Source organism: Agrobacterium sp. 22094 (genome assembly GCF_052046015.1).
Taxonomy (GTDB): Bacteria; Pseudomonadota; Alphaproteobacteria; order Rhizobiales; family Rhizobiaceae; genus Agrobacterium; species Agrobacterium cavarae.
Window position 1 is genome coordinate 1 of the sequence record NZ_JBQEPX010000004.1, and the last position, 12,876, is coordinate 12,876.

At 56.4% G+C, this 12,876-nt stretch carries 13 protein-coding genes and 1 pseudogene; 8 read left to right on the forward strand and 6 right to left on the reverse strand.

Annotated features, from left to right (window positions below; all coding sequences use genetic code 11):
- Nucleotides 1-160 precede the first annotated feature (160 nt).
- Nucleotides 161-517 (forward strand): annotated as a pseudogene (locus tag ACTJK5_RS17090) (IS66 family transposase); the annotation flags it as partial.
- Here ACTJK5_RS17090 and ACTJK5_RS17095 read toward each other — a convergent pair.
- The gene (locus tag ACTJK5_RS17095) at nt 489-878 is read right to left on the reverse strand and encodes a hypothetical protein (RefSeq protein WP_440612998.1); all 390 of its coding nucleotides are present in this window, start codon (nt 876-878) and stop codon (nt 489-491) included. The pseudogene ACTJK5_RS17090 and the gene ACTJK5_RS17095 sit on opposite strands and share 29 nt — an antisense overlap.
- Between ACTJK5_RS17095 and ACTJK5_RS17100 the strand changes: the two genes are divergently transcribed.
- Nucleotides 765-1,592 (forward strand): AraC family transcriptional regulator, encoded by an 828-nt coding sequence (locus ACTJK5_RS17100; RefSeq protein ID WP_440612989.1) that lies wholly within the window; start codon nt 765-767, stop codon nt 1,590-1,592. The genes ACTJK5_RS17095 and ACTJK5_RS17100 overlap by 114 nt on opposite strands.
- Nucleotides 1,593-2,442: 850 nt before the next feature.
- On the opposite strand, the gene ACTJK5_RS17105 is transcribed toward ACTJK5_RS17100, so the two are convergent.
- On the reverse strand, nt 2,443-3,048 hold the full coding sequence (locus ACTJK5_RS17105; RefSeq protein WP_112956903.1) for a DnaJ domain-containing protein: 606 nt from the start codon (nt 3,046-3,048) through the stop codon (nt 2,443-2,445).
- Nucleotides 3,049-3,263: 215 nt separating this feature from the next.
- On the opposite strand from ACTJK5_RS17105, the gene ACTJK5_RS17110 reads away from it, so the two are divergent.
- From ACTJK5_RS17110 to ACTJK5_RS17125, 4 genes are all read left to right on the forward strand, one after another.
- The gene (locus tag ACTJK5_RS17110; RefSeq protein ID WP_113175646.1) at nt 3,264-4,244 is read left to right on the forward strand and encodes a 3'-5' exonuclease; all 981 of its coding nucleotides are present in this window, start codon (nt 3,264-3,266) and stop codon (nt 4,242-4,244) included.
- A gap of 262 nt (nt 4,245-4,506) precedes the next feature.
- A complete protein-coding gene (locus tag ACTJK5_RS17115; protein ID WP_153312343.1) occupies nt 4,507-4,797 on the forward strand; it encodes a hypothetical protein in 291 nt (96 codons plus the stop codon).
- Between the two features lie 318 nt (nt 4,798-5,115).
- Nucleotides 5,116-6,495, forward strand: coding sequence for an enoyl ACP reductase FabMG family protein (locus tag ACTJK5_RS17120; RefSeq protein WP_112956889.1), 1,380 nt, complete (start codon nt 5,116-5,118; stop codon nt 6,493-6,495).
- A gap of 365 nt (nt 6,496-6,860) precedes the next feature.
- Entirely contained in the window at nt 6,861-8,810 is a 1,950-nt protein-coding gene (locus ACTJK5_RS17125; protein ID WP_112956888.1) for an ABC transporter ATP-binding protein/permease, read from the forward strand.
- Between the two features lie 13 nt (nt 8,811-8,823).
- On the opposite strand, the gene ACTJK5_RS17130 is transcribed toward ACTJK5_RS17125, so the two are convergent.
- From ACTJK5_RS17130 to ACTJK5_RS17145, 4 genes are all read right to left on the reverse strand, one after another.
- Complete coding sequence (locus tag ACTJK5_RS17130; protein WP_112956887.1) at nt 8,824-9,246, reverse strand: DUF1810 domain-containing protein; 423 nt, start codon at nt 9,244-9,246, stop codon at nt 8,824-8,826.
- A 105-nt stretch (nt 9,247-9,351) separates the two neighbouring features.
- Nucleotides 9,352-9,783 (reverse strand): DUF4112 domain-containing protein, encoded by a 432-nt coding sequence (locus ACTJK5_RS17135; protein ID WP_112956886.1) that lies wholly within the window; start codon nt 9,781-9,783, stop codon nt 9,352-9,354.
- A gap of 243 nt (nt 9,784-10,026) precedes the next feature.
- A complete protein-coding gene (locus tag ACTJK5_RS17140) occupies nt 10,027-10,305 on the reverse strand; it encodes an Atu4866 domain-containing protein (protein WP_236769741.1) in 279 nt (92 codons plus the stop codon).
- Between the two features lie 116 nt (nt 10,306-10,421).
- On the reverse strand, nt 10,422-11,144 hold the full coding sequence (locus ACTJK5_RS17145) for an SDR family oxidoreductase (protein WP_153312344.1): 723 nt from the start codon (nt 11,142-11,144) through the stop codon (nt 10,422-10,424).
- A 107-nt stretch (nt 11,145-11,251) separates the two neighbouring features.
- On the opposite strand from ACTJK5_RS17145, the gene ACTJK5_RS17150 reads away from it, so the two are divergent.
- Together ACTJK5_RS17150 and ACTJK5_RS17155 are read left to right on the forward strand one after the other, a co-directional pair.
- Nucleotides 11,252-12,154, forward strand: a complete 903-nt coding sequence (locus tag ACTJK5_RS17150; RefSeq protein ID WP_153312345.1) for a LysR family transcriptional regulator — start codon at nt 11,252-11,254, stop codon at nt 12,152-12,154.
- Nucleotides 12,155-12,309: 155 nt separating this feature from the next.
- On the forward strand, nt 12,310-12,864 hold the full coding sequence (locus ACTJK5_RS17155; protein WP_236769719.1) for an NUDIX hydrolase: 555 nt from the start codon (nt 12,310-12,312) through the stop codon (nt 12,862-12,864).
- Nucleotides 12,865-12,876: the final 12 nt, after the last annotated feature.

Consider the following 12,876-nt stretch of genomic DNA (forward strand, 5'->3'; position numbering starts at 1 on the left):
GCTCGTCAGGCTCATAACCTGAAGGCCGCAGGTTCAAATCCTGCCCCCGCAACCAAACATACGACGATCAGCAAAACCCCGTGGATCAATGCCGCGGGGTTTTGTCGTTTATGGTGCATCCAGTTCGCTATAGGCCTTGCGCGCCGTGAAATGGTTCTAACTCGTCGAAGACCTGCGTAAGTGGCTCCACACCGAGCGGGCAAAGCTGTCGCGCAATTCTCCCGTCGCCGAGGCGAAGATTATGCTCAAGCGCTGGAACGGCTTCACGTCTCTATCTCGACGATGGCCGGACTTGTCTCACGAATAAGCCGCCGAAGGAGCGCTCAGAGGCTTTTCGCTCGGCAGGACGTCATGGCTGCTTGGCCCGGGGGCATCGTGGTGCTGACCGAGCGACTTTCTTGGCGACACTGATCATGACCCCAAGCCCAATGACATCGATCCGAAGGCTTGGCTTGCCGACGTCATCGCCAAAAATGCCGACATGCTGATCAGCGGGCTGGAGCAATTGCTGCCGTGAACCGGATGCTGAAGACGTTGAACGTCCAGATGGCGTAATCTGCGCTCCAACGTAGATACCAGCATCCCTGCCGGATGGCTGCCTCATAGGTCGACGCTATTGCTGAACAGCCAAGTCTGATAATCCGCAAGATCGGTCGAGCGTACAGCGCTTGTGCGGGGCTATTTGGTTCTGCCACGGCAAGGACAAGATAATGACGACGACGCTTCGAAACTACCATGCCCGGATGCAACGGGTCCTGGATCACATTGATCAGCATCTCGCCCGCAATCTGGATCTGGACGAGTTGAGCCGCGTGGCCGCATTCTCCAAGTTCCATTTCCATCGGCAGTTCGCAGCGGCCTTCGGGCTGTCTGTGCATCGCTATATCCAACTCGTCCGCATGAAGCGGGCATCATACAGGCTGGCCTACAGGGACGTAGACAGTGTGACGGAGATAGCGATGGATGCCGGCTACGACGCTCCTGATGCCTTTGCCCGCGCGTTTCGGCAAAGGTTCAGCCAGTCGCCTTCGCAGTTCAGGAAATCTCCCGATTGGGAACCGTGGCTTGCCGCCCTCGGGCCTCTCAACCAAGCAAGGAGTAAGCTTATGCATAAGACATTTACAGCAGATGACATCGAAATCCGCGAGGTGTCACCGACCCCTGTCGCGATCATGAAACACGAAGGTGATCCCGCAAGGAGCGGCGATACGATCAAACGCTTCATCGCATGGCGTAAAGCTGCGGGCCTCAATCCGAAGACCAGCTCGACTTTCAACATCTTCCATTCCGATCTGCGGGTAACGTCTCCGGACGAGTATCGGTTGGATCTTTGTGTCAGCACTGATCGACCGATCAAGACGAATGGAGAGCGTGTTGAGGCGGGTATGATTCCTGGCGGCCGTTGCGCCGTGCTGAGGGTCGTCGGCAATACGGATGATCTGGAGCCTGCCGCGCTTTACCTCTATCGCGATTGGCTACCGGCCAGTGGCGAGGAAGCGAGGGATTTCCCGCTTTATTGCCAGCGCCTTACCTTCTTTCCCGAAGAGCCTGAACATGCGGCAGTGACAGAACTCTTCCTGCCGCTGAAATAGCGAACCTCTGTAGTGGCTTGTCCGGTTCCGTCCAAGGCGGCGGACAAGCAGCTTTCAACCTGAACCTCCCGATCCGGCTAAACAGCGCGTTCGCTCAACTTGGGCATTCCACCAGGCGAAACCGTAGCGATCTCAACCGGATGTTACCTTTCAAGAGACGGACTGGCGGGTGAAACAAAAGGGCAAGATTGGACACCGATCACCTGCCAGATATGCTCGGGATCCCGTGCTGAAACGCGGTCGAAGCTGCTTGCCGGGTTAAAGCCTGTCGCACGAAAGCGTTCAGAAGTTTTGCGATAATGACATGCGATTAAACAATGAGCTAAAGCGTGGTGAGCGAATCTAAAAGATCGCGACACGCAATAGTTGATGATGTCGACAGACTCACACGAGCGGCATGGCGTCGGCATTGCTGAGATTGCTCTGCCGTTCGCGATCGCCTCGGGGGAGCAAGATTTTGGGCGGGCTCAGCCAAAGTACACCTAGCTCCTTTCCAGCGCGGTGCTTGCAGGTCTGAGTAAGATCAGGCACCCCGTAGCCAAGCTGCTTGAAAATCCTCCACCCGAGAAGTTTTTTACGGTTGTGCGAGGATCGTCGCGCCAGCCACAATGCGCGCTGTAAGGTCGTTCTCGTCGCCCAGAACTGCTAAAGCATCACATCGATCGCGTTCGTCGAGGCCTTGAAAGTAGCAATGTTGCCCTTCCCCGCAGAGATAACGCTCGCAACGGGTCAGTCGCCGCAAGCCGCTTAAATATCAGCTGAGAGACTAATTTCACTAACACAGCACGCAGGTGGGCCGCTGGTCCTCATTCTTTCAAGAGAGCCACTGCGAGCCTCTCTTTAAATAGGCTCAGCAAAAGCCGTTCAGTTTAAGGATTCTGTATGCTTCAATCGAGGCTCGAAGCGCATCCTCAGAATTGCGATCTCCTTGATTGGCGTCGGGGTGGTGCATTTTGAGCCTTTCCTTGTAGCGGCTCTTGATCTCTTCCGATGTTGCTTGGTGACTGAGGCCCAGAGTGTCGAAAGCCTTGGCTTCGAGCGTCTTGAGCTTTCTTTGTTGGCCACCGGTCGTCGTTTGCCCTTGTCTCACGCCTTTGCGAGCATTGAGCGTTTTAGCCGAGCCTGAACGAATAGACGATGGTAGCGGAGCTTCGGTTGGCTCGTTCACGCGCTTTCCCAAAGTCGGCCGTGCGCCCATCGTCGCTTCCTTTTGATAGCGGGCGACGTCGGCACTGGATGGTGCGGCGGTGAAACTGTATCCCTTATTGTAGGCAGCCACATGCTCAAGGCAGAAGAGCAGGTATAGACCTTCAGCACCTGGGCCAACCGGGGCGCGGTGCGTTCCAATCTTTTCACACCCATCCCACTGGCACTTTGGTCCCTTGGGCTCGCTTGCCGCTGGCGAGCGTTTGCGAGTGGACCGAAGGCCTACAAATATTTTCGAATCATGCGTCATTGAGACTATATGGACGCGGCAGGCCCTTTGGGCAACTCCGGAAGTCTTTTGCAATCTCACTTCTTCGCTCGTCGTGAAAGCATGCTTGTGACCGGACCCCGGCGTCTGCAAGTCGCACCTCAGCAAAACAAGCGGGTCGTCTTGCCAACGAGGTTGATCTGCGGGTGTCGCTATGTTCTGAAGAACGAAAATCGCATCGGGGTTTGACTGCAGGGATGACAGAACAGTTTGACATGTTTCCGGATCGGGATTCGCGCGCCAAGGTAGCGTCGCATCGATCGTCGAAATCCGGCAAATCTGATCGGCAAGCCCCATCCCTGACGGAAGAGGAGATGGTCCGTTCTCTGTTCGAGACTGGGCGATATCGCATCCTCACGAAACTGGTGCCCCGCGCAATCACAGCCGTTCCTCGGCCTGGATACCCACTTCGCGGCGTCATCCTTGATACGGAGACCACAGGCCTTGATGCTCGAAAGCATGAGATCATCGAGATTGGGGCGGTCGCCTTCACCTTCAATGCCGCGGGTCAGATTGGCGACGTGACTGGCGTTTATGGCGGACTGCGAGAGCCAAGCGACCCCATTCCGGCTGAGATTACCAAGCTCACGGGGATCACAGACGATATGGTGACCGGGCAGGCGATCGATATGACGGCACTTGAGGCGCTGATCGAGCCTGCCGACTTGCTGATTGCCCATAATGCTGGCTTCGATCGGCCTTTCTGTGAGGTGTTTTCGGGGATTTTCTCCGGCAAGGCATGGGCTTGCTCTCACTCTGAGATCGATTGGTCGTCGCGGGGATATGAAGGCACGAAGCTTGGATATCTGCTTGGACAGGCTGGATATTTTCATGAAGGACATCGTGCGGTCGATGATTGCTTTGCACTCTTGGAGGTCCTGGCCCGAGAGGGGGACGGATCGGCTTCTATTGCTTTTGCCGAACTTTATGAGGCGAGCCAGCGGTCACGGGTCAGGATTTTTGCCGAGAACAGCCCCTTTGACATGAAGGATCACCTGAAGGGGCGAGGCTATCGCTGGTCCGACGGAAGTGACGGTCGCCCGAAATGCTGGTGGATCGAGGTCGGTGAAGACGGTCTCAATGACGAGCTTCACTACCTAAGGGCGGAAATATACAGATATCCTGACGTCGATCCCCCGATCCGACGTCTCACCGCCTTCGATCGGTTCCGGGCGTAGCGCACCTCTGTCGCTGCACTCAGAGCGCGAGGCATCTCTTCTAGAACATTGGCCTCACGGCCTTTGCGCCTAGCCTCCGATTGCCGTCAAATCGTTCACCGCCTCGATGCCGATCCCGCGTTTGGCCTGTTTAGTCTGATACGTGCCAGTTCGAGGCTTGCGCGAAGCTGACCGAAACGGCGAATATCAAATACAGCGTGCGACCATTTCTGCCTTTGTTCAGTTAGCAGCCAGAAGGCAATTTTGAGCAGGAATGACTACCATGTCTCAGCGTTTAGAAATGACGAAAATGGTGATGCAGATGCACGAGAAGAACCTCGTACTGATGAACATTCTTCGCGATATCGTTGAAAATGAAACCACGAGCGACGTTGGTGCGAACGCGACAGAAGAAGAAATCTCCCTCCGGCTTGCAGACAAAGCCGTGCGTCGGGCCGAGATACTTGGCGAAATTCGTCATGTCCTGCGTCAAGAAGACATTGCTCGCCACACGTTGGCGAGAGCCAAAACGATGCCTGCGTCGCCACAATATGTATATCCGCGCGATCACTGAGTTTTATTGCGGCACACTCGTTGACAGGTACAGAGCTCAGCGCATCCGGACGAAGAGGGGATCCTTCATTCCGAACGGTGCCGTTCGAGCAGACGCTTTTGCAAGCAATACAGTGACTTCGACGGCTACGGGTTAGCCAACACTGATCCGACGCAATGCACCCCGCCATCATCTGGCATGCTGCGACGAGATCGAGTTCACGTTTTGAAATGAACGGTCACGGAAAATGAGTTTTCATTTTGTGCCATCGCGGGCATGTGTTTGTGAAAGTTCGTATGGGCCATCGCTCGACGATTCGCGAAGTAAAGAGCTGACAGCATGAAAAATCCGGTCGCACTCAATCGTCTTTCCGAGAACACGACCTTCCGTCGAGGCGATGTTTTTGTCCTTTTTGGCGAACTGTTCGGTCGCGGCTATGCGACTGGCCTGCTTGACGAAGCCAAGCGGGCGGGCATGGAGATTGTCGGGATCACGGTCGGGCGGCGTGACGAGAACAACGCATTGCGGCCCCTGAACGCGGAGGAACTGTCTGCGGCGGAGGCCCAGTTGGGCGGTAGGATCATCAACATCCCTCTGATGGCAGGCTTCGATCTGGATGCTCCCGCTGGCGGGCCGACCCCGACCGATCTCCTCGCTGATATGACGCTTGAGAGCTGGGAGCACGATAAGCTCGATTGGGACTATATCGCGCAGTGCCGCGATATTGCCACGGCGCGCTTTACCGAGGCGCTTTCACAGGTCATGTCCGTTCTCGACGGAATGATCGCCGAAGGTCGCAACGTGTTCTTCGCCCACACGATGGCGGGCGGCATTCCGAAGGCGAAGGTGTTCCTCGTTGTCGCCAATCGCATCTACAAGGGGACCGGGTCCCGCCACATGTCATCGCAGAGGCTGATCGAAAGTGACCTGGGGAAACTCATTCTGCAGAATTTCGATGAGGTTTCCGCAAACACGTTCCGCCATCTCATCGATTTCAGTGCGGCGATCCGTGAGCGGGTGGAAGCCTCGGGCGGCCAGGTCCGATATACGGCCTATGGTTATCACGGATCGGCGGTTCTGATCGACGGCAGCTACCGTTGGCAGACCTACACCAACTACACTCAGGGTTATGCGAAAATGCGGCTGGAAGGCATTGCGCAGGAAGCCTGGGCGGCGGGAATAAAAGCGACCGTCTATAACTGCCCCGAAATCCGGACCAATTCGTCTGATGTGTTCACCGGCATTGAGCTTCCACTGATACCACTGCTGCTGGCTTTGAAGAAAGAGAATGGCGGGACGTGGGCTGATGAACAGTGGCGGGCTTGCGAGCAGCTTCTGGATGACGGCCTGACGATGGACGATGTTTTCCAGAAGATCCACGCGATGCAGGAAAGCGAAGTCATGCGTCCCTTCTACGACTTCTCAGCGTGGCCCATGCCAAACAGCCAGGCACAGGCGGATTTGACCATCGGCACCTCCAATGAGATCACCCGGATGCATCGTGATAGCAAGGTGATGATGAGCGACCTCCTGAGCGCTCTTGTCGTGAAATCAACCGGTCAGTTGATTTTCGGCGAGGCGTCTGAACCGTCCGGTCCGGTGCTGTGGCTCAACCATGACATCGTCGCTCGTCGGCTTAACGCTTCGCATGCGCGTCCTGCCTCGTTTGAGCCGTTCACGGTTGGGGGATCGGATGCCTCCCATCTTGAGGTGGCCTGAGGCCCAGGTTTGCGCTTGGGAAGGGTCTGCTTCCGTCCGTCGAGCTTTGAACCCGCCAGCCGGTATTCGCTTTGATTTTGGAGAGAACGCCGTTCTGGTTCTTTCCTGAAAAGTTCATCACGGCCTTGGCTCGATGCGTCAAGCGCTGAAAAGACTATCTGAGTGTGACAGCTTGGAATGTTGACACTTGCGGCTGTGCACAAGATGAATTCTCCGGGTTCTCGGAGACGCGCTGACGCTGATGCGCACTTTCTAGTACTTCCGCGACCTCCTTCTCCTTCGGTCACTGCAACTATCCTTGAGTTTATTTTCGCGCCCCTTCACTAAGTCGTGAAACCTTTCCGATCACTGGCCGTTCAGCGCCCATGAAAAACAATGACGTAGAACCGAAACCGGTGGCTGGCGCCGACGAAACTGCCTCCGAAGCCAAATCCTCTCCAGATGTTCAGGATGATGTTGAAGAACTTCCCCCGGAAGAGGTGGAACCTGCTGCGGGCTTGACACCGGAAGAGGCTGAGGAAGCGCGGCGAAAGTATCTTCTGAAACGCTTCTGGATCAGCGCGCGCGGCTTTTGGAGCCGCCGGGGCGACAAGCTGGCATGGCCGTTCACGATTGGCCTGCTGGCGATGATCGGTATCAATGTCGCCATACAATATGGGGTCAACGTCTGGAACCGCGGGATTTTCGACGCGATCGAAAAACGAGATGCAGCGACTGTCTATTCCCTCGCGTCGGTATTTCCGTTTCTGGTTCTCGGAAGCGTCTTCATTGTCACCTCGCAGGTCTATGTACGAATGCGCATTCAGCGGCGCTGGCGCTCCTGGTTGACCAAGATAATGGTGGGCAGATGGATTGCTAATGGCCGCTACTACCAGCTGAACCTGATCGATGGCGACCACAAGAACCCGGAAGCGAGGCTCTCGGAGGATATGCGCATTGCCACTGAAGCGCCGGTCGATTTCGTCTCCGGCGTCATCGCGGCCTTCGTATCCGCTTCCACCTTCATCGTTGTTCTGTGGACCATTGGTGGAGCGCTGACACTGTCGATTGGCGGCACCTGGGTCACCATTCCCGGCTTCCTCGTGATCGCGGCCATCATTTACGCGGCAGTCACCTCAACGTCCATCGCGTTCATTGCGCGAAACTTCGTGAAGGTCTCCGAAGTCAAAAACCAGGTGGAAGCGGAGTATCGCTACACGCTGACGCGCGTCAGGGAAAATGGCGAGAGCATCGCTTTGCTTGGCGGGGAAGAGGAGGAGCGTAGCGATCTCGATAAAAGGTTCGGCAATGTCCGGCGGCAATGGCGGCTTATGGCGCAACAATATATGCGCACCACCGTCGTTTCCAATGGCTCGGTGCTGATTGCACCCGTCGTGCCGCTTCTTCTCTGTGCACCGAAGTTTCTCGACGGCAGCATGTCGCTTGGCCAAGTCATGCAGGCGGCATCTGCTTTCACCATCGTTCAGTCCGCCTTTGGCTGGCTGGTCGACAACTATCCGCGGCTGGCCGACTGGAACGCCTGCGCGCGGCGCGTCGCCTCCCTGATGATGTCTCTCGATGGCCTTGAGCGCGCCGAAAGGAGCGAGACGTTCGGACGTATCATTCGGGGCGAGACCGAAGGCGAGACGATGTTGAGCCTCAAGGATGTGTCCGTATCTCTCGGTGATGGAACAGCCGTCGTGAAAGAGACGGACGTCGAAATCGGCGCTGGCGAGAGAGTGCTGGTATCGGGAGAATCCGGATCGGGCAAAAGCACGCTGATTCGTGCCATTTCCGGGCTCTGGCCCTGGGGCGGAGGCAGTGTGAATTTCCGCGCAGACAGCCAGTTGTTCATGCTGCCGCAGCGTCCCTACATTCCAGCCGGCACGCTTCGCCGCGCAGTGTCCTATCCTCAACCGGCTGAAAGCTGGTCGGCGGAAGAGATCGGCGCTGCTCTCGACAAGGTCGGTCTCGGTCAACTCAAGGACAAGATCGAAGACGAGGCGCCCTGGGACCAGACATTGTCAGGCGGTGAAAAACAACGGCTCACCTTTGCACGCCTGCTGCTTAACGCTCCCGACATCATCGTCATGGATGAGGCGACCGCGGCGCTCGACGAAAAAAGCCAGGATAAGATGATGCAGACAGTCATCGATGAGCTACCCGACGCCACCATCATCAGCGTGGCGCATCGTGTCGAGCTGGAGGCATTTCACAGCCGCAAGATTACATTGGAGCGCCGGGAAGGTGGCGCAAAGCTGGTTAGCGACATTGAGCTTATCCCGCGTAAATCGAGGAGAGGCTCTGTGCTTCGGCGAATAGTGAAGCGGAAGTGATCATCGCTTATTGTTACGAGCCGGATATCAACGATAGCGTCTCGCGATCGTGCGCGCCGTTGTAAAATTGCCGAAGAGCAGTTTGAAACAACGCGCTCTGATCGGCGACTGCGGCAAACAGGGTCATGCTGGACCGAAATTTAAGATCATCCGGAGATCCGAGAATGTCATGGGCGGTCGAGGTCGGGTGGTCGAGCATAGCCTGGGTGCACTCTTTGAGGCGCGGTCCGAGAACGGGATGTGCCAAATATGCCTCTGCTTCCGGACGGCCTGAAATTGCGTAAAAACGCGCGGTGTCAGAACGGCCAAGGCCTTGGATCTGCGGGAAGATAAACCACATCCAATGGGACTGCTTCCTGCCGGCGATCAGTTCGCTCAGTGCCCTGTCATACGTATTTTGCTGCGCCTTTACAAAGCGATCAAGATCGAAGGACATTGTTCAGCTTTCCAGTGTGGCGAGGTTTTGCCGATTGACCTTTGCAAACTGCGGCGTCCGCCTAACGAAATGTGTCGCGAAGCGGTACACCGCATCCTCATCTCCTCATTTACGCTTGCGCCGCAATTCTTCTGGCTCCACACCGAAATGATCGATGACGATCTGCACGTTGCGGCGATGCGATTTGAAGTAAACATCAAAAAGATCGCCGAATAGCGGCACGCTGCCGACGACGGAATCCATCGCCACATTGCCAATCATCTTTGCGAGTTTTTCCCTCGGAAGGCCCATGCGGCGCGCTTCATTGACGATATAGAGTCCAACAAGAGCGCCGGCCCCGTCGCCAAGGACCGGAACGAGGCCAAGCACGGAGTCGGCACCGAAGCGGAGGCGCGTGCCAGGGATGCCGACTGCCGTATCCATCAGGCGTGATATGCCCGATAGCCTGCGGATCTTCTGCATACGCTGTTCGAAGTCAGGCGTAGCGCTTGAAGCATTCGCACCAAAACCACCTGCATTCCAAGCTCGTGCTGCCATAGTAACCTCCAAAACCGGTAAACCCGGCAAGAGAGAAATGGGGAAGTGGTTCTGGATTTCAAGTCGGGGTACCCCCGCACCTGTCCAAGCGCTCGAGGGCATCATTAGCGATGTCGTTCGGGTCGACGTTGGTCACGTGTCACCTCCCGTTCAGCAGGCGAGAGCACGCATGAACCCCTAGCCACAGCCGCCTAAGGCAATAGCTTCAGGCGGCAATGGTGGCCTGATTGTCCGCTCATCGATTTATTCCGAGATCCGGCGGTACAGGATCATGCCCCCGTGATGAAGCGTGTCCCTGTCGACAAAGGTGCCGTCGGCTGTGAACCCAGTATCGTCCCAATAGTCGATATGATCGCCTTTGACTTCATATCGACCCTGATAAGCGCTTTGGCGGTTGCCCCGTGCCTCGTCGTAGCGACCGTTGGGCAGAAGTTCGTGACGGATTGCGCCGTCAGCGGTGACCCACATGCCAACATAAGGATGGTCTTGTTGCCGGTTCTGGCCAATCTCGGATTGTCGCATTGCTTCTGCCTTCTGATGTTCTGCCGCTGGGATCGGCGAGGGTTGGATGGTGATGAGAAAGAGAGCCATCAGGATACGCTCCTGATGGCGCTTGCGCGGAATGTGGGACGTCGTCATCAGATTGTCGTGCGTACGGGGCGAACGACGATCTCGTTGACGTCCACATCGTCCGGTTGTTCGATGGCGAAACGAACGGCGCGACCGATGGCGTCGGGCTTGAGCGCGATGGCGCGGTAAGTCGCCATGGCTTCTGCCGCGACCGGATCTGTGATGGTGCTCGCAAGATCGCTTTCTACGACACCTGGGTGGATGCAGGTCACACGAAGCTTGTCGTTCTCCTGGCGAAGGCCATCAGAGATCGCACGCACAGCGTATTTGGTTGCACAGTAAACCGCCGCTGTTGGCACGACCTGAAGGGCACCGATCGACGCGATATTGATGATGTGGCCAGAGCCTCGCTCGTTCATGTGCGGAAGCACCGCAGCGATGCCGTAGAGCACGCCCTTGATGTTGACGTCGATCATCTGCTCCCATTCGTCGATCTTGAGCGATGCCATGGGTGACAGGGGCATCACGCCGGCATTGTTGACGATCACATCGACGCGGCCGAATTCCCTTTGAGCTTTCTCAACGAAGGCAGCGACACTTCCAAGGTTCGTAACGTCGAGTTGGCAGGTCTTGACCTTTCCGTCTGCCGAACGAAGTTCGTCCGCGACAGCTTCGAGGCGATCTGTGCGCCTTGCCCCGAGCATCACACTATTACCGGCCGCTGCCAATTCGCGAGCGATGCCGACTCCGATTCCGCTTGAGGCGCCGGTGATGAGAACAACTTTTTCCATGACTTTCTCCTGTTGCTTTCGCTTTTGTCGATGCATCAAAGATACGCACGGGATATTGTCGTGATAAGCTGGATAAATCTGTCCTTAAAGGTAAGCGGAGCTAACCAATGCAATCCGACTTTAATGCACTCGCTGTCTTTGCCGTTGTCGCACAGGAGAGGAGCTTCAGAGCCGCAGCAGATCGTTTGGGCGTAACGCGTTCGGCAGTGAGCCAGACCATTCGCAAGCTTGAAGAGGCGCTTGGTATCGCTCTGGTCAGCCGCACGACACGCAGCGTTGCCTTAACCGAAGCCGGCGCGCGGCTCTATTCCGAGGCACAGCCAGCACTGATCGAGATGCAAGCTGCGTGGGAGGCAGCCGCCAATCTTACCGGGCATCCACAAGGGCGATTGACGCTTGCCGTATCATCGATTGCCGAGAGCTTTCTTTCCGGTCCCATGCTCGCGTCCTTTTTGGACGCCAATCCTGATGTGAAACTTCATGTGACCGTCACGGACGATGAGTTCGATATCGTCGCGCATGGATACGATGCCGGCGTACGATTGGGGGAAGTGATCGCTCAGGACATGATCGCTGTGCCGGTGTCGGCTGAGCAGCGCCAAATTGCCGTCGCCTCGCCAGCATATCTCAAAAAGCACGGGATACCTTCGCATCCAAGCGAGCTTGCAAGCCGCCGCTGCATCGGCTGGCAGATATCGGCACATGTCGCGCCGTACCGATGGGAGTTTGCGGAGAATGGCCGGGAGTTTACCGTGACTGTGGCCGACACTGTCACGACGACCGACATGGGACTGATGATCAGGCTGGCCGTTGCAGGAGCAGGGATCAGCTTTGGAATGGAAGAGAGCTTCAAACCGGCGATCGCGCGTGGTGAACTCGTGCCGGTGCTGGAAGAATTCTGTCCGCACTTTCCCGGTTTTTATCTCTACTATCCGAGCCGCCGCAATATGGCGCCGAAGCTCCGAGCACTGGTTGACCACCTGCAAGATTATCGGAAACAAGCCCTATGAGGCTGCTATCGGTATCGGCTGAGGGTCGAAATGTTTCGATTGCGCATCGTCCTTGGGGATGGACGCCGGCACCGCCGCGACAGCAGCTTAGCGTTTCGCACTGGGCAAAAGAGATTGGCTGTGGAACCTGAAATCTCGTCGGATAGGGGGAAGCAATGAGCAACACGAAGCCGGATATCGAGACGATCGCATCCAAGGTGGTTTATGAGAACCGCTGGATGAAGGTGAAGGAAGATAAGATCCGCCGACGGGATGGTAGTGTCGGAATCTATGGTTTCGTTGACAAGCCCGACTTTGCGGTCATCATCCCTTTCGACGGAGAACGTCTCTATCTCGTTCAGCAGTATCGGTATCCCGTCGGTCAGCGACAATGGGAATTTCCGCAGGGATCCTGGGAAGACGTTCTTGATGCTCATCCAGAAGAGCTTGCCCGCGGTGAACTTGTTGAGGAGACAGGGTTGACTGCAGATCACGTCGAACAAATAGGACAACTCTTTCCCCTCTACGGCACGACGAACCAATCGTATCGAATTTTCTTCGCCACCGGCTTGTCGCAAGGACCGTCCCAGCTCTCGACTGAGGAGCAGGATTTGATTGTCGGATCATTCTCCGTCGATCAGGTCGAAGCGATGGTCCTTTCTGGGGAATTGCGGGATGCCGGAACGGTCGCCGCCTTATCGATTGCGAAGCTGCGGGGATTGATCGGTTAGAGGCGCCAGAAA

What these genes read in the sequence shown, in the direction of transcription:
- ACTJK5_RS17125 (WP_112956888.1), top strand. Translation starts at nt 6,861, where the DNA reads ATGAAAAACAATGACGTAGAACCGAAACCGGTGGCTGGCGCCGACGAA.
- ACTJK5_RS17140 (WP_236769741.1), bottom strand. Translation starts at nt 10,305, where the DNA reads ATGCGACAATCCGAGATTGGCCAGAACCGGCAACAAGACCATCCTTAT.
- ACTJK5_RS17135 (WP_112956886.1), bottom strand. Translation starts at nt 9,783, where the DNA reads ATGGCAGCACGAGCTTGGAATGCAGGTGGTTTTGGTGCGAATGCTTCA.
- ACTJK5_RS17115 (WP_153312343.1), top strand. Translation starts at nt 4,507, where the DNA reads ATGTCTCAGCGTTTAGAAATGACGAAAATGGTGATGCAGATGCACGAG.
- ACTJK5_RS17110 (WP_113175646.1), top strand. Translation starts at nt 3,264, where the DNA reads ATGACAGAACAGTTTGACATGTTTCCGGATCGGGATTCGCGCGCCAAG.
- ACTJK5_RS17150 (WP_153312345.1), top strand. Translation starts at nt 11,252, where the DNA reads ATGCAATCCGACTTTAATGCACTCGCTGTCTTTGCCGTTGTCGCACAG.
- ACTJK5_RS17145 (WP_153312344.1), bottom strand. Translation starts at nt 11,144, where the DNA reads ATGGAAAAAGTTGTTCTCATCACCGGCGCCTCAAGCGGAATCGGAGTC.
- ACTJK5_RS17105 (WP_112956903.1), bottom strand. Translation starts at nt 3,048, where the DNA reads ATGACGCATGATTCGAAAATATTTGTAGGCCTTCGGTCCACTCGCAAA.
- ACTJK5_RS17130 (WP_112956887.1), bottom strand. Translation starts at nt 9,246, where the DNA reads ATGTCCTTCGATCTTGATCGCTTTGTAAAGGCGCAGCAAAATACGTAT.
- ACTJK5_RS17095 (WP_440612998.1), bottom strand. Translation starts at nt 878, where the DNA reads ATGCACAGACAGCCCGAAGGCCGCTGCGAACTGCCGATGGAAATGGAA.
- ACTJK5_RS17120 (WP_112956889.1), top strand. Translation starts at nt 5,116, where the DNA reads ATGAAAAATCCGGTCGCACTCAATCGTCTTTCCGAGAACACGACCTTC.
- ACTJK5_RS17155 (WP_236769719.1), top strand. Translation starts at nt 12,310, where the DNA reads ATGAGCAACACGAAGCCGGATATCGAGACGATCGCATCCAAGGTGGTT.